The 18,806-nt window shown below is 69.7% G+C and carries 15 protein-coding genes; 12 read left to right on the top strand and 3 right to left on the bottom strand.

What is annotated here, in order from left to right; genetic code table 11:
- The first annotated feature begins 27 nt into the window (after nucleotides 1-27).
- From MB828_RS15020 to ptsP, 5 genes are all read left to right on the top strand, one after another.
- On the top strand, nucleotides 28-1,302 hold the full coding sequence (locus MB828_RS15020) for a PTS sugar transporter subunit IIC (protein WP_301648584.1): 1,275 nt from the start codon (nucleotides 28-30) through the stop codon (nucleotides 1,300-1,302).
- 94 nt (nucleotides 1,303-1,396) lie between these two features.
- Nucleotides 1,397-1,759: a PTS lactose/cellobiose transporter subunit IIA gene (locus tag MB828_RS15015; RefSeq protein ID WP_301648583.1), complete on the top strand. Its 363-nt coding sequence runs from the start codon at nucleotides 1,397-1,399 to the stop codon at nucleotides 1,757-1,759.
- On the top strand, nucleotides 1,756-3,225 hold the full coding sequence (locus tag MB828_RS15010) for a glycoside hydrolase family 1 protein (protein ID WP_301648582.1): 1,470 nt from the start codon (nucleotides 1,756-1,758) through the stop codon (nucleotides 3,223-3,225). Before MB828_RS15015 ends, MB828_RS15010 begins: the two co-directional genes overlap by 4 nt.
- A 64-nt stretch (nucleotides 3,226-3,289) precedes the next feature.
- Complete coding sequence (locus MB828_RS15005) at nucleotides 3,290-3,553, top strand: HPr family phosphocarrier protein (protein ID WP_301648581.1); 264 nt, start codon at nucleotides 3,290-3,292, stop codon at nucleotides 3,551-3,553.
- Between the two features lie 125 nt (nucleotides 3,554-3,678).
- Nucleotides 3,679-5,346, top strand: coding sequence for a phosphoenolpyruvate--protein phosphotransferase (ptsP, locus tag MB828_RS15000; protein WP_301648580.1), 1,668 nt, complete (start codon nucleotides 3,679-3,681; stop codon nucleotides 5,344-5,346).
- A gap of 271 nt (nucleotides 5,347-5,617) precedes the next feature.
- Here ptsP and MB828_RS14995 read toward each other — a convergent pair whose 3' ends face one another.
- On the bottom strand, nucleotides 5,618-6,235 hold the full coding sequence (locus MB828_RS14995; protein WP_301648579.1) for a TetR/AcrR family transcriptional regulator: 618 nt from the start codon (nucleotides 6,233-6,235) through the stop codon (nucleotides 5,618-5,620).
- A 246-nt stretch (nucleotides 6,236-6,481) separates the two neighbouring features.
- On the opposite strand from MB828_RS14995, the gene MB828_RS14990 reads away from it, so the two are divergent.
- From MB828_RS14990 to MB828_RS14970, 5 genes are all read left to right on the top strand, one after another.
- Nucleotides 6,482-7,954: an aldehyde dehydrogenase gene (locus MB828_RS14990; RefSeq protein ID WP_301648578.1), complete on the top strand. Its 1,473-nt coding sequence runs from the start codon at nucleotides 6,482-6,484 to the stop codon at nucleotides 7,952-7,954.
- A gap of 66 nt (nucleotides 7,955-8,020) precedes the next feature.
- Nucleotides 8,021-9,373 carry an aspartate aminotransferase family protein gene (locus tag MB828_RS14985; protein ID WP_301648577.1) on the top strand — a complete coding sequence of 451 codons (1,353 nt, stop codon included), beginning with the start codon at nucleotides 8,021-8,023 and terminating at the stop codon, nucleotides 9,371-9,373.
- 124 nt (nucleotides 9,374-9,497) lie between these two features.
- Nucleotides 9,498-11,003 (top strand): APC family permease, encoded by a 1,506-nt coding sequence (locus MB828_RS14980; protein ID WP_301648576.1) that lies wholly within the window; start codon nucleotides 9,498-9,500, stop codon nucleotides 11,001-11,003.
- A gap of 127 nt (nucleotides 11,004-11,130) precedes the next feature.
- Nucleotides 11,131-12,498, top strand: a complete 1,368-nt coding sequence (locus tag MB828_RS14975) for a purine-cytosine permease family protein (RefSeq protein ID WP_301648575.1) — start codon at nucleotides 11,131-11,133, stop codon at nucleotides 12,496-12,498.
- Nucleotides 12,499-12,524: 26 nt separating this feature from the next.
- Nucleotides 12,525-14,180 carry an amidohydrolase gene (locus MB828_RS14970; protein WP_301648574.1) on the top strand — a complete coding sequence of 552 codons (1,656 nt, stop codon included), beginning with the start codon at nucleotides 12,525-12,527 and terminating at the stop codon, nucleotides 14,178-14,180.
- A 152-nt stretch (nucleotides 14,181-14,332) separates the two neighbouring features.
- Here the strand turns inward: MB828_RS14970 and MB828_RS14965 are convergent, their stop codons facing one another.
- Nucleotides 14,333-15,658 carry an amidase gene (locus MB828_RS14965; protein ID WP_301648573.1) on the bottom strand — a complete coding sequence of 442 codons (1,326 nt, stop codon included), beginning with the start codon at nucleotides 15,656-15,658 and terminating at the stop codon, nucleotides 14,333-14,335.
- The gene (locus MB828_RS14960) at nucleotides 15,651-17,051 is read right to left on the bottom strand and encodes an MFS transporter (protein WP_301648572.1); all 1,401 of its coding nucleotides are present in this window, start codon (nucleotides 17,049-17,051) and stop codon (nucleotides 15,651-15,653) included. Before MB828_RS14960 ends, MB828_RS14965 begins: the two co-directional genes overlap by 8 nt.
- 214 nt (nucleotides 17,052-17,265) lie before the next feature.
- On the opposite strand from MB828_RS14960, the gene MB828_RS14955 reads away from it, so the two are divergent.
- Both MB828_RS14955 and MB828_RS14950 read left to right on the top strand, forming a co-directional pair.
- Nucleotides 17,266-18,009, top strand: coding sequence for a helix-turn-helix domain-containing protein (locus tag MB828_RS14955; RefSeq protein ID WP_301648571.1), 744 nt, complete (start codon nucleotides 17,266-17,268; stop codon nucleotides 18,007-18,009).
- 266 nt (nucleotides 18,010-18,275) lie between these two features.
- Nucleotides 18,276-18,791, top strand: a complete 516-nt coding sequence (locus MB828_RS14950; protein WP_301648570.1) for a type 1 glutamine amidotransferase domain-containing protein — start codon at nucleotides 18,276-18,278, stop codon at nucleotides 18,789-18,791.
- Nucleotides 18,792-18,806: the final 15 nt, after the last annotated feature.

Here is an 18,806-nt window from a genome sequence, read left to right as displayed (position 1 = left end):
CCGACCTCCCGAGTAGGAAAGCAAACGATGGAAACCCTCATTCGCTTTCTGCGTGACTCGTTCACGCCCAGAGTGAACAAGCTGACCAGCAACGACTGGTTCGCCTCGGTCCAGACCGCGGTCCTCGCCTCGATCCCCTTCATCCTCGTCGGATCCCTGATCACCCTGGTGACGCTGATCCCGGGAGTAAGCGACGCGGTCCCTTCGCTCAGCCGCATCAGCGACTTCACCTTCGGGGTGATCGGCCTCTACATCGCCTTCCTCATCCCGTACACGCTGATGGAGAAGAAGAAGCACTCCTCGCAGAAGGTCCTGGCCGGGCTGGCCTCGATCGGGATCTTCCTGATGCTGGGGCCCGTCAGGCCGCACGGGGACACGCTCGTCCTGGACTTCGACCGGTTCGGCTCCGCCGGCATGTTCGTCGCCATCATCGGCGGTCTGTTCGTGGCCCTGGTGATGCACCTGGTCGCACGGCACAGCTTCTTCGACGACGACACCGCGTTGCCCAGCTTCATCATCAACTGGTTCGACTCACTGCTGCCCCTGTTCGGCCTGACCGCAGCAGCCTGGGCACTGGTCTACCCGTTGAAGATCGACGTGTTCGACGTGATCACGGCAGCGCTCTCCCCGCTCGGCACGATCGCAGGATCCTTCTGGGGCTACGTGCTGCTGTCGTTCGCCATCTCCTTCCTCTACTCGTTCGGGATCAGCGGCTGGTTCGTCATGCCCGTGATCCTCCCCGTGTGGCTCCAGGCCATCAACGAGAACGCGGCGGCCGTCGCCGCCGGGCACCCGGCCACCCACATCCAGACGCAGGAAGTGGCCATCGTCGCCTTCGACGCCTGGGGCGGTATCGGCTTCACCATGGGCCTGACCATCCTCATGTCGTTCTTCGCGAAGTCCCAGCGGCTGCGGATCATCGGGCGGGCCACGGGTGTGCCGTCTCTGTTCAACATCAACGAGCCCGTGGTCTTCGGTGCCCCCATCGCCTACAACCCGCTCCTGATGGTGCCCATGTGGATCATCTCGCTCGTGGTACCCCTCGTCACCTGGTTCGCGTTCCGGACGGGTCTCGCGGAGGTCCCCTCCAAGGTCTTCACGATCTGGTACCTGCCATACCCCATCAGCACCTTCATCACCAGCAACCTGGGCGGCGTACTCGTCGTCATCGGCCTGCTGGCCCTGACCACGCTGATCTGGTTCCCCTTCTTCCGCGTCTACGACTTGCAGGAATGGCGCAAGGAACAGACCGAGCACGAAGACGCCGAACAGCCTGTGGCGACGGCTGCCGACCCGGCGTAGCTTCTCTCGGTCCCGCAGCGAGCCCACATCCCTACCGCATAAAACACCTTGCCGCGCAGTCATGCGCCGGCACACGGAAGCGAGCAACACCGACATGACGACCGCGGAATCCGAGCGCCTGGCCGAAGTGGCCATGCAGATCATTCTCCACGCGGGTAACGCACGAACCCAGGTCCGGCAGGCTCTCACTGTTCTGGAGGACGGTGACAACGCCGCCGCCGAGCAACTGCTGAATGAGGCCAAGGCCGACCTCACCCGCGCCCACCAGGCCCAGACGGCCATCGTCCAGGCCGAGGCCCGAGGGGAGCAGACCGCCCACTCCCTGCTCTTCGCCCATGCCCAGGACACCCTGATGACGATCATGACCGAGCACGGCCTGGCCCAGCACCTGGTCCGCCTGTTCGCCAAGGTCGACCAGCGACTGACCGCCCTGGAAGCGAAGGGGGAGTCCAAGTGAGCGGGGCACTGGGCGCAGCGGTGAACGGTCTGCCGGACGGCTTCCTGTGGGGCGGCGCCATCGCCGCCAACCAGGCCGAGGGTGCGTGGCAGGAGGACGGCCGGGGTCTGTCCATCGAGGACGTCGTCCCGTTCCTGCCCGCGGACGGCTACGAGCACCTGGAGATCATCCGCTCCCGCAGCCAGATCGAGGACGGTCTCGCCGACCGGGCGGCGGCCTACCCCAAGCGGACCGGGATCGACTTCTACCACACCTATCCCGAGGACATCGCCCTCCTGGCCGAGCTCGGCATCAAGGCCTTCCGCACCTCGATCGCCTGGAGCCGCGTCTTCCCCAACGGCGACGAGCAGGAACCCAACGAGGCGGGCCTGGCCTTCTACGACCGGCTCTTCGACGAACTGCGCAAGCACGGCATCGAGCCGGTGGTCACGCTCTCCCACTACGAGATGCCCCTGTACCTGGTGACCGAGTACGGCGGCTGGAAGAACCGAGCCGTCCTCGACTTCTTTGAGCGCTTCGCCGACACCGTCCTCAAGCGCTACGCCGAGAAGGTCACGTACTGGATCGTCTTCAACCAGATCAACACGGTCTACTTCGACCCCTACCTGACGCTCGGACTCCTCGCCGACGACGAGGACGACTTCCCCACCGCGCTGTGGCAAGGGGTCCATCACCAGCTGGTGGCCAACGCTCGCGCCGTGCGTCTCGGCCGCCGCTACAACCCCTCGGCCCGGATGGGCTCGATGCTGCTCGACATGCGGGCCTACCCCCGCACCACCGCGCCCCGGGACGTGCTCGCCGCCCAGCAGCTCACGCAGGACTCGCTGCTGTTCTCGGACGTCATGGTCCGCGGCGCCTACCCGGCCTCGTTCCGCCGGCTGCTGGCCGACCGGGAGATCGACCTGCAGATCACCCGGGCCGACCTGGACCAGCTGCGCGAGAACACCATCGACTACCTGACGCTGAGTTACTACAGCTCGTTCGTGGTGCAGGACGGTACCCGTCTCGCCGACAACATCGGCTGGCCCGTCGCGTCCAAGGAGGTGGCCAATCCGCACCTCGAAGCCTCCGAGTGGGGCTGGATCGTCGACCCCGACGGGCTGCGGATCGCGCTCAACGAGTACGAGGACCGCTACAACATCCCGCTGATGATCGTCGAGAACGGACTCGGCGCCCGCGACACCGTGGAAGCCGACGGCTCCGTCCACGACCCGTACCGGATCGCCTACCTCAAGGCACACATCGAGACCATGAAGGAAGCCGTCCGCGACGGCGTCGACCTCCTCGGCTACCTGCCCTGGGGCCCGATCGACATCGTCAGCTCCTCCACGTCCGAGATGACCAAGCGCTACGGCTTCATCCACGTCGACCTCGACGACCTAGGCCACGGCACCGGACGGCGGCGGAAGAAGGACAGCTTCGCCTGGTACCAGAAGGTCATCGCTTCCAACGGCGAAGACCTCTGACACCGGACCGCTCCGCACCCGCCCCCAGGGCACACCCTCCCGACACCAGAAGGCTCAACGCAGCATGCCCCAGACCACCGTTGTCGTCGGTTCGCGCAGCGGACTGCACGCCCGCCCCGTCTCCCTGCTCGCCAAGAAGGCGGCCACTCTGTCCGCGCGGATCACCATAGGCCGCGAAGGAGACCGGCAGGTCGACGCCCGCAGTCTCCTGGGCGTCCTGGGCCTCGCCGTCGCGCACGGCGAGGCCGTGCTGCTGACCGCGGAAGGAGACGACGCCGACGCGGCCCTGGCCGAAGTAGCGGCGCTCCTCAGCACCGAGACGGACTAGCCGACACGCGAAAAGGAGCGGGCCGCCGGGGCACTACCCGGCGGCCCGCCCTGCGTCCAGCCGCACAACAAGCACAACAAGCACAACAGAACGCGAACGAGGAAGCGGGAGGCGGACAGCCCCTCATGGAACAGCACCTGCACGGAGTAGGCGTCAGCCAAGGCATGGCCATCGGTCCGGTACGGCACATGGGCACCGCGGTCCTGGAGCCGCCCGCCGTACGGATCCCGGCCGAGGCAGTGCAGGCCGAGCGGGCACGGGCCGAGCGGGCCGCACGGACGGTGGCCGCGGACCTCGACGAGCGCGGCCACCGGGCCGGCGGCGAGGCCCAAGCAGTCCTGGAGGCCCAGGCCCTGATCGCGACGGACCCCGAACTGCTGGCCGACTCGGCACGGCGGATCACCGACGGCAACAGCGCCGCCCGCGCCGTGTACGACGCCTTCGACGGCTACCGGACCCTGCTCGCCCAGGCCGGCGACTACCTGGCCGGCCGGATCACCGACCTCGACGACGTACGCGACCGGATCGTGGCACGCCTGCTGGATGTGCCGATGCCAGGAGTCCCCGACAGCGACGAGCCCTACGTACTCTTCGCCCGCGACCTGGCACCGGCGGACACCGCACTGCTCGACCCGGCGCTGGTCCTCGGCTTCGTCACCGAGGAGGGCGGACCGACCAGCCACAGCGCCATCCTGGCCAGAGCGATGGGCGTACCCGCCGTAGTGGCCCTGCGCGGCGCCACGAAGACACCCGAAGGCGTCACCGTCGCGCTCGACGGCCGTACCGGCGAGGTGGTCATCGCCCCTGCGGCGGACACCCGGGAACAACTGCAGGCACTCGCACGGCAGCGGGACGCCGCACTGGCCGCGACCGACGGTCCCGGGCGCACCTCGGACGGCCATCGGGTGCTGCTGCTGGCCAACATCGGCGGTCCCGCGGACGTGCCGGCGGCCCGCGCGGCCGGAGCAGAGGGCGTCGGCCTCTTCCGCACCGAGTTCCTCTTCCTGGACGACAGCGAACGGGCGCCGTCACAGGCACGGCAGACCGAGGTCTATCGGTCTGTCATGGAAGCCTTCCCCGAACAGCGTGTGGTGGTGCGGGTCCTGGACGCGGGCGCGGACAAGCCCCTCGGCTTCCTCACCCCGGCCGACGAACCCAACCCGGCGCTCGGCGTCCGAGGGCTGCGCACCCTGCTGGAACACCCCGGTGTACTGGCCACCCAGCTCAGGGCACTGCGCAAGGCAGCCGAGGGACTGCCGGTACGGCTGGAGGTGATGGCGCCGATGATCGCCGACCGGCACGACGCGGCCGCCTTCACCCAGGCCTGCCGCGAGGCCGGGCTGGAGACCGCGGCCGGCGCGATGGTGGAGATCCCATCGGCAGCGCTGCGGGCCGCGGCCATCCTGGACGAGGCCGACTTCCTCTCCCTGGGCACCAATGATCTCGCCCAGTACACGTTCGCGGCCGACCGGCAGACCGGTGCCCTGGCACGGTATCAGGACCCCTGGCAGCCCGCGCTGCTGGACCTGATCGCCGCTGCCGCGCGGGCGGCCGGCGAAGCGGGCAAGAGCTGTGGTGTCTGCGGTGAGGCGGCCGCCGACCCGGATCTCGCCTGCGTACTCGTCGGACTCGGAGTGACGAGTCTGTCGATGGGGCCGACGGCCCTCCCGTACGTACGGGCTCGGCTCCGACAGGTCACTGTGGACGGGTGCAGGCAGGCCGCCCGGGCCGCACTCGCGGCGGAAGACCCCCAGGAAGCGCGGGCCACGGCCCGGCGGACGCTGGACGGGTAGGGGGGTACCCGGCCTTCAGCGGTGAGGCTCGCCCCGGTCGCCTAGCCCGGCGACCGGGGCGAGCCGATCACGCTCGGCGGGGACAGGTCCGTCCGACCCTTTCCCGGATGGGCCTGCGGCGACGATTTGACGGATCCGGCGCCTGCGGCGCGCGGACGGATCTCCCTGGTCGGTCGACGAGTCCGTGTACGCGGCCCCAGCGGCATGGAAGTCGACAGTCTCCGGAACTGTCGTCGACACGTGAACCGCATGCCCTGAACCGATGCCCCTGCTACAGCTCGGCGTGCCCGGTCACCATGCGCGCCTGCGCACGCAGCAGTTCGTGGGTTCTCTCCAGCTTCAGCGCGGCGTTGTGGCTGATCATGTGCAGCCCGTATCCGTCTTCGAGCGCGACCAGTCCGTGTGCCAGATCCCGGGGGTTCCCCGCGAGCGTGAAGATCCCGACAGCCGCGCCCACCTCCAGCGCGGTCGTGTAGAGGGCGACCTCCCGGCTGAACAGCGAGGCCATCAGTTCCGCGTGGCCAGGGCTGCGGCCGGCCCGCCGGTGGAGTTCGTACAGCAGCGCGTGCACGGGATCGTCCGCCACGGTTGGCAGGCCACTTCGCAGCAGGGCCAGCAACCGCGCCGCCGGATCTGTGGCGGGTGCGCTGTCGTAGGCCTCCTGCCGCGAGGCCAGGTAGCTCTCGACCGCTTCCCGGTGTACTTCCAGGACGAGATCGCTGAGCTCCGGATAGTAGTAGAGCACCGAGCCCTGGGAGACGCCTGCCGCGTCCGCGATGTCCTTGATCCGCAAGCCCTCCAGGCCCCGTTGGGTGATGGCGCGCCCCGCGGCGGAGACGAGGGCCTCCCGGCGTGCCGTCTGATTGCGTGGTCTCCCAGGTTTCCCCATAGCGGTTAATTCTCTGTTACTCGGGACGGTTCCCGCAAGAAGTTTGTGGCGGGAGCATTGACGTCACGTTCACTCGTTGTTTGAATCTCGACTCAAAGAAACCGGTGTGGCGATGATCACCAAGGGTTCGCCCAGCCGTTGTCCCACCTGTTGTTTCGAGGCGGTGCCGCCGAGACAGCGCAGGTCACACGCGATCCGGTCAGGTATCGGCTCGTTCTATGTCCCCGACGCTATGAGGGCCTCAGCATGACGACGTACTCGCACTGGCGGCAGGCTGCCGCCGACTTCGCGCCACGCACCCGACTGTTCATCGACGGAGCGTGGAGCGACCCGGCCGAGGGCGGGTGGCTGCCCACGGTGAACCCGGCGACCGGGAAGACCACCGCCGAGGTGGCGGCCGGCACGGCGGCCGACGTCGACCGCGCCGTGTCGGCGGCCCGCGCCTCCTTCGAGGACGGCCGCTGGTCCCGCACCGACCCGGCCGAGCGCAAGCGGATCCTGCTCGCCCTCTCCCGCCTGATCGAGGAACACAGCGAGGAACTCGCGCTCTGCGACACCCTCGACATGGGCAAGCCGATCGCGGAGTCCCACGGCACCGACGTACCCGGCGCCGCCGGTGTGTTCGCCTGGTACGCCGAAGCCCTGGACAAGGTCTACGACGAGGTCGCCCCGGCCCCGCCCGGCAACCTCGCCCTGGTGCGCCGCGCCCCGCTCGGCGTGGTCGGAGCCGTCGTGCCCTGGAACTTCCCCCTCGACATCGCCAGCTGGAAGCTCGCGCCGGCCCTGGCCGCCGGCAACAGCGTCGTGCTGAAGCCGGCCGAGCAGTCCCCGCTGTCGGCGCTGCGGCTGGCCGAACTCGCCGTCGAGGCCGGTCTGCCCGTCGGCGTCCTGAACGTGGTGACGGGGCTGGGGGAGACGGCCGGCCGTGCCCTGGGGCTGCACCCGGACGTCGACGCCCTGGCCTTCACCGGATCGACCGCCGTGGCCAAGCGGTTCCTGGCCTACTCGGCCGAGTCGAACATGAAGCCGGTCTGGCCCGAGGCCGGCGGCAAGAGCCCCAACGTGGTCTTCGCCGACGCCGACCTGGAAGCGGCCGCGGAACAGGCGGCCTGGGGCTTCGTCTACAACGCCGGGCAGGTGTGCTCGGCCAACACCCGGCTGCTGGTCGAGGCCTCCGTCGCCGAGGAGTTCACGGCCCGGGTGGCCGAGCACGCCCGCGGCTGGCTGCCCGGCGACCCGCTGGACCCGGCGACCCGGCTCGGACCGCTGGTCGACGAAGCCCAGGTGGAGCGAATCCTCGCGGCCGTGGCGCGCTCGGGCGGCACCATAGTCTGCGGCGGCGGCCGCCCGGATCTGGACGGCGCCTACGTCAACCCCACCGTCGTCACCGGACTCGCCCCGGACGCGCCTTTGGTGAGGGACGAACTGTTCGGACCCGTGCTGGCCGTGGTGCCCTTCCGCGACGAGGCCGAGGCCGTGCGCCTCGCCAACGACTCCGCGTACGGCCTGGCCGCATCCGTGTGGACCCGGGACCTCGGCCGCGCCCACCGCGTCGCCGACGCCCTGCGGGCGGGCACCGTGTCCGTCAACACCGTCGACGCGCTCAGCACGGCCACCCCCTTCGGCGGCTTCAAGCAGTCCGGCCACGGCCGCGACCTCTCCCTGCACTCCTTCGACAAGTACACCGGCCTGAAGACCACCTGGATCAACTACGGCTGACCGGGAGGCCGGCAACTGCCCCCCCGCAGCACCCGCACCGTCACCCAGCAAAAGGACGCAATTCTCATGACCCTCGACACCGCGCGCCTGACCGGCCTGGACCGGGCCCACATCATCCACCCCTACCTGCCGGGCACCGCCGCCGAGCGCGTCATCATGACCGAGGGCTCGGGTTGTCGGCTCACCGATTCCGAGGGCCGTTCCTACCTCGACGCGACCGGCGGCCTGTGGCTGGCCCAGATCGGCCACGGCCGTGCCGACCTGGCGGACGTCGCCCACGAGCAGATGAAGAAGCTGGAGTACTTCACCAGCTTCTGGGAGTTCTCGAACGACCGCGCCATCGAGCTCGCCGCCCGCCTCGCTCAGATCGCGCCGGACCCCCTGAACCACGTGTACTTCACCTCGGGCGGCTCGGAGGGCAATGAGGCGGCCATCAAGATGGCCCGCTACTACCACCACCGTCGCGGCGACACGAACCGCACCTGGATCCTCGCGCGCAGCAAGGCCTACCACGGCATCGGCTACGGCGGCGGCTCGGCCACCGGCTTCCCGGTCTACCACGAGGGCTTCGCTCCGATGATGCCGCACGTCTCGCACCTGACCCCGCCGTGGCCCTACCGCACGGAGCTGTACGGCGGCGAGGACCCGACCGACTTCCTGATCCGCGAACTGGAGGAGCGCATCGCGGAGATCGGCGCCGGGAACATCGCCGCGATGATCGGCGAGCCGATCATGGGCGTCGGCGGCATGCTGGTCCCGCCGGCCGACTACTGGCCGCGGGTCCGCGAGGTCCTCGACCGGCACGGCATCCTGCTGATCTTCGACGAGGTCGTCACCGCCTACGGCCGCGTCGGCGAGTGGTTCGCCGCCCAGTACTTCGGCGTCACCCCGGACCTCATCGTCACCGCCAAGGGCATCACCTCCGGTTATGTTCCGCTGGGTGCTGTGCTGGCCGGCGACCAGGTCGCCGAAGTGCTGCTGCGTGACCACGGCTTCCCGATGGGCTACACCTACAATGGGCACCCCGTCGCCACCGCGGTCGCCCTCGCCAACCTCGACATCATCGAGAAGGAGGGCCTGCTGGCCCGCGCGACCAGCATCGGCGCCTTCCTCACCGCGGAACTGGAGTCCCAACTGGGCGAGTTGCCGATCGTCGGTGAGGTGCGGTCGGTCGGGATGATGCTCGCGGTGGAACTGGTGGAGGACCGCGAGACGAGGGTTCCCCTGCCGCTGGACCCGGAGCGGATGCCGCACGACGTCATCCGCCGTGAGACCGGGGTGATCGTCCGTGACTCCGGGCACAGCCTGGTGCTGTCCCCGCCGCTGATCATCACCGAGGCCGAGGCCAGGGAAGTGGCCTCCGCTCTCAGGTCGGTCCTGGAGCGCACCGACGCCACCGGCGCGATCCGCTCCGCCTGACCCCGCCCGGAGGCCCGGCCCGGCGCCGGGCCTCCCCGCACCGCACCATCCGACACGGCCCCACACCGTCGCCGCGCCCGCACGCGCCTTCCCGCAGTCCCCTCTCCCGTTCTAGGAACTGCCCGTGTCCTCTGATGTTTCCTCCGCGGACCCACACGTCTCTTCTGCCGAGACCACGCTGCGGCGCAGCCTGAAGCGTTTCGACATCACGGCCATGGCCATCGCCGCGGTCATCTCCTTCGACACCGTCGGCCAGATAGCCACCGGCGGCGGCGAGGCCGCCACCTGGACCGCCGTCATCGCCGTGTTCTTCCTGATCCCCTACGCCCTGCTGTTCGCCGAGACCGGCGCCGCGTTCCCGCAGGAGGGCGGCCCGTATGTCTGGGTCAAGCTCGCCTTCGGACGTCCGGTGGCGGCGCTCACCACGCTGTTCTACTGGGTCACCAACCCCATCTGGCTGGGCGGTTCCCTGGTCTTCCTGGCCGCCGAGACCTGGGACGGCTTCGTCTTCCATCTCGGCTCGGGCACGTTCACCGACTACGCGTTCAAGCTGCTGTTCGTCTGGGCCGCGATCCTCACCGCTGTCGTCTCGCTGCGCCGCGGCAAGTGGATCACCACCGCCGGTGCCGCGGTGAAGGTCCTCGCCCTCACGCTGTTCACCCTCACCGCGGTCCTCTACGGCGTCGAACACGGCTTCCAGGGTCTGACGGACGCCCGGTTCACCCCGACCACCGGGGGCTTCCTCGCCCTGGTGCCGATCCTGCTGTTCGCGTACGTCGGCTTCGAGGCCCCCAACGCCGCGGGCGAGGAGATGCACGACCCCCAGCGCGACGTACCGGCCGCCCTCGGGCGCTCCGCGACCGTCGCCGCCTGCTGCTACCTGTTGCCGGTGCTGGCGCTGCTGGCCGTCGTACCCGCGGGCAAGGTCACCGGGATCGGCGGTTTCATGGAGGGCGCCCGGCTGGTCTTCGGCGTCTACGGCGGCGCGGCGGGACCCCTGCTGACGCTCACCGCCGTGCTGTTCGTCTTCGCGCTCCTGACCCAGGGCAGTGCCTGGATGATCGTCAGCGACCGCATGCAGGCCATGGCCGCGGCCGACGGCGGCTTCTTCTCCCGCCGGCTGGGTGCCTTCCACCCCCGGCTGTCCACCCCCGTACGGACGAACCTCCTGTCCGGCGTCGTGGCCACCGTCTTCATGCTCGTCGCCATGCAGCTCGCGAACGGCGACGCCGCCGCGGTGTTCACCGTCGTCCTCACCGTCGCCGTGACCACACTGCTGCTCTCCTACCTGGTGGTCGTCCCCGCCCTGGTCGTGCTCCGGCTGCGCCGACCCGAGGTGCCCCGGCCCTACCGGGTGCCCTTCGGCAACCGAGGCTTCATGGTCTGCGCGGCCCTGGTCTACACCTGGATCCTGATCGGATCCTGGGCCGCGCTCTTCCCCGGAGTCCTGGAACACCTCTTCGGCATCGACTACGACTTCCAGGACGCCTGGGGCGTCTCCCGCAACGCCTTCGAGGCGTTCACCCTCGGCACCGTCGCCGTCCTGTCAGCCATCGGTGCCCTCGGCGTCATCACGGCCCGCCGGACGGCATCCGTCCCTGCCGCCGGTACTGGCAAGCCGCACCCCTAGGCCGGCTCACCTTTGCATCCCCGAGAATCGAAAGTGAAAGGCACAGCCAATGACGACTGAAGGTCCAACCCCGGTCACCACGGTGCCACCGCAACCCCGCCCCGCGGAAACCCCCGATGCCGCGGGCGTGCTCGAACAGCACACCATCGGTCCCATCCCCGAATCCGAACGCACCGGTTCCGCGCGGGGCGTCTTCGGGATCTGGCTGGGCATCAACATGCTGCCCCTCACCGTCATCACCGGCGCTCTCGCCACCACGCTCTTCGCGCTGCCCTTCGGCGTCGCTGTGCTCGCACTCCTGATCGGCAACCTGGTCGGTGGTGTCTTCATGGCTCTGCACGCCTCCCAGGGGCCGCAGCTCGGGGTGCCGCAGATGATCCAGGCCCGTGGCCAGTTCGGCACCAAGGGTGCCGCACTGATCGCGCTGGTCGCCTGGGTGATGTTCATGGGCTTCTACATCTCCAACCTCGTGGTCGGAGCGCAGTCCCTGAACGGCGTCCTGCCCGCCGTCGACCCCGTCGTCGCCCTCATCGCGGCCGCCGTCGTCAGCATGGCCATCACCACCGTCGGGCTGAAGCTGATCAAGCTCGTCATCACGGTCAGCGCGGTCGTCATCGGCCTGCTGGTGGTCGCCTCCTTCACCTGGATCCTCGTCTCCGGGGTACCCTCCGGCGCACTGAGCGCCGGGCACTTCTCCGTCACCAGCTTCGTCTCCGTGATCGCGGTGGGCGCGGTCTGGCAGATCGCCTACGCCCCCTACGTCTCCGACTACTCCCGCTACATGCCGTCCGGCTCCGGAGCGCGCTCCGCCTTCTGGGCCACCTACGGCGGCAGCGTGATCAGTTCCGTCCTCGTCCTGGCGCTCGGCTGCCTCGTCGGAGCCGTGGCCACGGGCAGCGACGTGATCGGCGGCCTCGCCTCCCTCACCGGCGGCCTCTCCACCGCGATCCTCCTCGCCTTTGCTGGCGCCTCGGCGCTCGGCAACGCGGGCAACGTCTACTGCGCGGTGCTGAACACCCTCACCGTCATGGAGACCTTCAGACCCGGATGGCGCCCCAGCGTACGGGCACGGCTGATCACCTCCGGCGTACTGCACGTGATCGGTGTGACCGTCGCGCTGGCTGCCTCGGACGGATTCATCACGTCCTTCACCAACTTCCTGACCGTCCTGCTCTACATACTGGTGCCGTGGTCGTCCATCAACCTGGTCGACTACTTCATCATCCGAGACGGGCACTACGACGTCGCCGCGTTCTTCACGCCCGGCGGCGGCCCGTACGGCACCTGGAACGTGGCTGCGCTCGGCGTCTACGCCGTCGGACTGCTGGTGCAAATCCCGTTCATGGTCCTTCCGATGTACGTCGGTCCGGTGGCGACCGCGATCGGCGGCATCGACCTGGCCTGGCTGGTCGGACTCGCCGTCAGCGGAGGGCTCTACTGGCTCGTCGCACGACGCACCCTCGCCACCGACTCCAACCTGCCCGTCACCGCCTGACCCGACATCCAGCAAAGGCCTCCACCGTGACCAGCACACATCCCGACACCGTCATCGTCAACGCCGGAATCCGCTCTCCCGAGCCGGGCATCACGTCCCTCGCCATCACCCAGGGCCGCATCACCGCCCTCGACCGCGAGCCTCTGCTGGACCTGGCCGGCCCAGGCACCCGTGTCATCGACGCGGGCGGCGCCACCGTACTGCCCGGCTTCACCGACGCCCACGTCCACCCGCTCGCCTCGGGCGTGCAACTCCTCTCCTGCGACCTGTCCCGCCAGCCGCACGACCTGGACGCCTACCGGACGGCCATCCGCGCCTACGCCGACAGCCACCCCGACCAGGAGTGGATCAACGGCACCGGCTGGTACGGCGACACCTTCCCCGGCGGACTGCCCACCCGGCAGATCCTGGACGAACTCGTTCCCGACCGCCCCGCGGTCTTCCTCAGCCACGACGCCCACGGCGTCTGGGCCAACAGCAAGGCCCTGGACCTCGCCAAGATCGACGACGGCACACCTGATCCCGCCAACGGCCGCATCAACCGTGACGCGAACGGCGTCGCGACGGGGTTCCTGGCCGAACGGGCCGGAGACCTCGTCACCGACCTGCTGCCCCCGATCGACGACCAGTTCGCGGAACAGGCCCTGCTCGCCGCCCAGGCCCACCTGCATGCCATGGGCGTCACCAGCTGGCAGGACGCCTGCGTCGGGCCCATGTTCGGAATGCCCGACCCGCTGCCGATCTACCGGCGCCTCGCCGCCGACGGCAGGCTCACCGCCCGGGTCGTCGGCGCACTGTGGTGGGCCGCCGAGAAAGGCCTCGGCCAGCTCGACTCGCTCGAGGAACGGCGCGCGTCCGGCAGCGTCGGGCGGTTCCGCGCCACCACGGTCAAGGTCATGCAGGACGGCATGTGCGAGAACTGCACGGCTGCCATGCTCCAGCCCTACGCCGGGGACGTCCACCACGGCGCCGATACCGGCATGTCCTTCATCGACCCGGAGGAGCTCAAGGACATCTGCCGCGAGCTGGACAACCGCAGCTTCCAGATCCACATGCACGCCGTCGGCGACCGGGCCGTACGCGAGTGCCTCGACGCCCTCGAAGCCGCCCGGAACGCCGGCCTCGGGCACGACAACCGCCACCAGATCGCCCACCTGGACGTCGTCGACCCCGCGGACATTCCCCGCTTCGCCGAGCTCGGCGTGATCGCCAACATCCAGGCCCTGTGGGCGCGCCGTGACAAGGAGATCGTCGAGCGCAAACTCCCGCTCCTCGGATCCGAACGGGAGAGCAGGCACTTCCCGTTCCAGGAGCTGAAGGCGACCGGCGCCCGCCTGGCCATGGGTAGCGACTGGCCCGTCAGCGACCCGAACCCCCTCTGGGCCATCTACACGGCCGTCACCCGCCTCGGCCCCCGCCAGGACCCGCACGCCGTGGGCGACGGAGTCTTCACCCGCCCGCTCGAAGCCCAGCATGCCCTTGACCTCGACGTCGCCTTGGACGCCTACACAGCGGGCTCGGCCTACGCCAACCACATGGACGACGAGGTCGGCACGCTCACCATCGGACGCCAGGCCGACCTGGTGGTCCTCGACCGGCCGCTCATCGGCGTCGAAGAGGTCAGCGCTGCCAAGCCGCTTCTCACCCTGGTGGACGGAGAGGCCGTTCACGGGGAGTTCTGACGCGCCGCGTTCCTGCCTGTCCCGGCTCAGGCCGGGACAGGCAGAGGCGTGCCATGGAGACAAGACGGGCGCAGGTGTCCCCGAACGCAGATCGCCCTGGTGTGAACCGCGGCAGCGGTTCACACCAGGGCGAGTCCCCGGCACGCGCAGGCTCACGTACGCCGCAGCGCCCGCTCCAGCCAGGCCCCGGCCGCCAGCAGCCGCTCGTCGTCATCCGGGCGGCCCACCAGTTGCACGCCCAGCGGGAGCCCGTCCGATGTGGCCAGACCGGGCACCGTCAGCGCGGGCAGCCCCATCACCTGCCACGGCCTGCTGAAGACGGGTGTTCCGGTCGCCGAGAGACCGTGTGGCGCCGGGCCCGGTGCGGCGGGTAGCAGCACCGCGTCGACGCCGTAGAGGCGCTCCCACAGCTGACGGCGTACGGCGGACGCGTCCTCCAACGCGGTGAGGTACTGCTCGCGGCTCACCCGGTCACCGGCGCTGAGCAGCTCCAGCAGCTGCGGGCTCAGCAGTTCCGGCCGCTCCCGTTCCACGGCGAGCGAGCGCGCGGCCTCGTAGGTCATCACGGTCGCGTGAACCTCCGCGACATCCGGCAGGGACGGCAGTCCGGAACGGATGCCGAGCAGCCTGGCACCGCTGCGGGCGGCTGCGTGCGCCGCCTCGTCGAGGGCACGATCCATCGCGGGGTCGGTCGGGCCGAGCCCGGTGTCACGCCAGACGAACAGGGTCGGCGCAGAGACGTCCGTCACCGGTACCGGCGCCTTTCTGAGGAGGGCGGCCCGCAGCAGCGCCACGTCCGGTACCTCACGTGCCAGCAGGCCGAGCGTGTCCAGGGTGTGGCTGAGCCCCTTGATGCCCGCGAGCGGGAAGGTCCCCGGTGTCGCCGTGAAACCGACGACTCCGCAGTACGCGGCGGGCCGGATTACGGAGGCTGCCGTCTGCGTGCCGAGCGCCGCCGGGACCATGGCGTCGGCGACTGCCGCGGCCGATCCGCTGGAGGAGCCGCCCGGGGTGTGTTCCGGACGGCGGGGGTTGGCGGTCTTTCCGGGGGAGAAGTAGGCGAACTCCGTAGTGACGGTCTTGCCCACGATGACGGCCCCGGCCTGGCGCAGCCGACGCACGATCCACGCGTCGGCGGTCGGCCGATGTCCGCGGTACATCTCCGAGCCGTACCGGGTGGGCTGGTCGCAGGTGTCGATGATGTCCTTCACCCCGACGGGGATTCCGTACAGTGGCCCGGTCGCAGGTCCCGCGTCGAGGGCGCGGGCGCGGGCGGCGGCCTGTTCGCGGTCCAGGTGTTCCCAGGCTCCGACGGCCGGTTCGCGCTCGTCGATGCGGCGCAGGCAGGACTCCAGCAGCCCAGACGCGGTGACCTCCCGTTTTGACAGCGCCCTCGCGGCCTCGACCAGCGAGTACGTGTGAGGCGGGGCGTTGTGCTCGGTGTCCGTCGTGCCGGGAGCGGCGGCATGTTCAGTCATGGTGTTCTCCCGCGGGGGTCGGGTTGACGGCGGCCGACTCGGCGCGGTCCGCGGTGGAGGACGCGATGCTGCTGGTCTCGCTCAGTGACTTGTTCCGTGTCTCGGGGGCCAGGGCGACCGAGACGAGCCAGCCGACCGCGGTGAGCGCGGCGGCGAACAGCATGGTGGGGCCGGCGCCCAGGTGGTCGAGGGAAAGAGGCAGCAGGTAGGTACCGACCGCCGCGCCGATCCGGCTGACCGCTGTGATCAGGCCCATGGCCGTCGCCCGGATCTCCGTGGGGAACAGCTCGTTCGGGTAGGACCACTCCAGGGTGTTGGGGCCGCCGGAGGCGAGCGCGTAGAGGCAGAACGCGCCGATCACCAGTACCGCCGGGCCGGTCGGCACCAGCCCGAGTATCAGGAACGGGATCACCATCAGGAAGAACGACCAGATCACCAGTGGCCGGCGGCCCCAGGTCTCGCACCAGCGCAGTGGCGGCAGGCAACCGATGAGGAACAGCAGACTGATCATGGCGTAGCCGAAGTTGCTGAGGTTGCCTTCGCCCAGGCCGAACGATTCCAGCATGGACGGGCCGAAGGTGTACATGGCGAACAGCGGGGTGACACCGCACAGGTACATCAGGCCACAGAAGACGGTGCGCCGCAGGTACTCGCCGCTGAGCAGGGCGCGGAAGCCCGGAGCGGGGCCGGTGGCCGCCTCGGTCCGGGCCAGCCCGGAGACGTCGGCGTCCGGCCCGTACACCTTGCGGACGACGGCCTCCGCCTCGGCGATACGCCCCTTCGACACCAGCCAGCGGGGCGATTCGGGTGTGCCGACGCGCAGCCACAGGATGATGATGCCGGGCACCAGCGCGCTGGCCAGCATCCAGCGCCAGGCCTCCTCGCCGAGCCAGGCGGTCAGGCCGAAGCCGAGGAAGGTGGCGGCGGTCGCCCCGAGGAACCAGGCCACGACCAGGGAACCGAGCATGGCGCCGCGCTTCTTCGCCGGCAGCCACTCGGCCAGCAGTGCGGTGGCGATCGGGTAGTCGGCGCCGATGCCCAGACCGATGACCAGGCGCAGCAGGATGATCTGCCAACCGTCGGTGACGAAGGCGCACAGCGCCGAGGCCACGACGAGGACGATCAGGTCGACGGTGTACATCAGCTCTCGGCCGATGCGGTCGGTCAGCCGGCCGAAGACCAGGCCGCCGATGAAGATACCGATGAGCGCGGCGGCTCCGGCCAGGCTCAGCTCCGTGCTGCTGAGGTGCAGGTCGGTGGTCATTCCGACGAGGGCGATGCCGATGATGCTCAGCAGCCAGCCGTCGAGGAAGGGACCGCCGGAGGACTGCATCAGCAGGCGTCTGTGAAAGGAGGACAGCGGGCTGTCGTCGATGATCGACGTTGTCGCCATACGCAACTCCGGGAGATGGGTTCTGCCGGCGGCTTGTGGGAGGCGGGTCCATGCACCGGGGCAGATGAGCAGATATGGGGATCGCCGGGACGGATGGAGCAGTCCGGCAGCAAGCGTGCCGAGTGTTCATGTTGACAAAACACAATGTCAATAGCTGGTGCACGTTCGCCGCAGGCTTCAGGCTATGTCCGCCATCCCTGTACGCTCACCTGTCATGAGCACCCATGACGCAGCTGCCGAGAGCTCTGCGGCGGGCGGGTCCGGTCGGGGCGCCGCGCTGGGCCCACGCCTGCGAACCGCCCGCGAGCAGAACGGCATGAGCCTGAGAGAACTCGCGCGCAGGCTTGGCTGCTCGCCCAGTCACGTCTCGCAGATCGAGCGGGGGCTCGCCGCACCTTCCGTCAGCGTCTTGTACTCCATGGTGGCCGAGCTGGGCCTGTCCATGGACGGCCTCTTCCAGGAAGGTGATGAGGGGCTCGCGGGCGGCCGTGGGGGGGCCGGTGCCAATGCCCCCGCTGTGGGCCGTGCCTCGGCGAGTGCCGCTCCTGCAGCCCGAACCGGCGACGCCACGGGTGATGCCAGGGCTGTCGCCGTCGTGCCGGGGGAGGAGCGCTTCGTCCAGCGGGCGGCCACCCGCAGGGCGATCGAGATCGAGAGCGGCATGCGCTGGGAGCTGCTCACCCCGAGCACCGAGCACGGGGTGGACTTCCGGGAGATCGTCTACGAGGTCGGGGCAGGGTCGGCGCCCGGCGGGCAGTTCATCCGCCATGCCGGACGCGAGTACGGGCTCGTGCTGGAGGGGCACCTGCACCTGCAGATCGGCTTCGAGCGGTTCGTGCTCGGACCCGGTGATTCCGTCGCCTTCGACTCGACGCTCCCGCACCGCCTCTGGAACGAGGGTGAAGGCCTGGCGCGCGCGGCCTGGTTCTCCCTGGCCGATCCGGGAGCGCGCCCCTGAACGGGCGCCCGCCGGCGTCGTCCTCCCTGTGTTTTCGCCCGTGGCGGGCCCCCTGGATCCCGGGGGCCCGCCTTTGTCGTCCCGGGTATCCGACGTGTTGTCCCGGGTGGTCGATCTGCGGCTTTTCCGTGTGATGGCTCTTGACAGAGTGTTTCCACTCACTGAACATAAATGTTCAGTGCCAGAGAACGTCGGTGGCACGTCGAGAGGCGGGGGTCCCCGCCTCGTTCCGCGCCACGTAGCGCCATCGCACGGGAGACGTCTCCATGTCACTGCAGGGCAAGAAGATCCTCGTCCTCGCCGCCGACTACTTCGAGGAGTCGGAACTGCTCTACCCCGTCATCCGGCTGCGCGAGGAAGGCGCCGTGGTGCTCGTCGCCGGTACGACCACCACGCTCGTCAAGGGCAAGAGTGGGTACCCGCACCCCGTCGACATCACGTTCGACGACGCCGACGAGGCCGGCTTCGACGCGCTGGTCGTCCCCGGCGGATTCGCCCCGGACCTGCTGCGACGCTCCGCCCGCGTGCTCAACCTGGTGCGTGCCTTCGACCGTTCCGGCCGCCCTGTCGCCCTGATCTGCCACGCGGGCTGGGTCGCGGCCTCCGCGGGCATCCTGCCCGGCCGTTCCGTCACCAGTGTCGCCGCGATCAAGGACGACCTCGCCAACGCGGGCGCCAACTGGAAGGACGAGCCGGTCGTCGCCGACGGAAACCTGATCAGCGCACGCCTTCCGCGCGACCTCGGCCCCTGGATGCGCGCGCTTATCGCCGCCCTGGCCTGAGCCGGCGGCCTACCG

Source organism: Streptomyces arenae (genome assembly GCF_022343545.1).
Taxonomy (GTDB): Bacteria; Actinomycetota; Actinomycetes; order Streptomycetales; family Streptomycetaceae; genus Streptomyces; species Streptomyces humi.
This window is presented reverse-complemented; position numbering and strand designations above follow the sequence as displayed.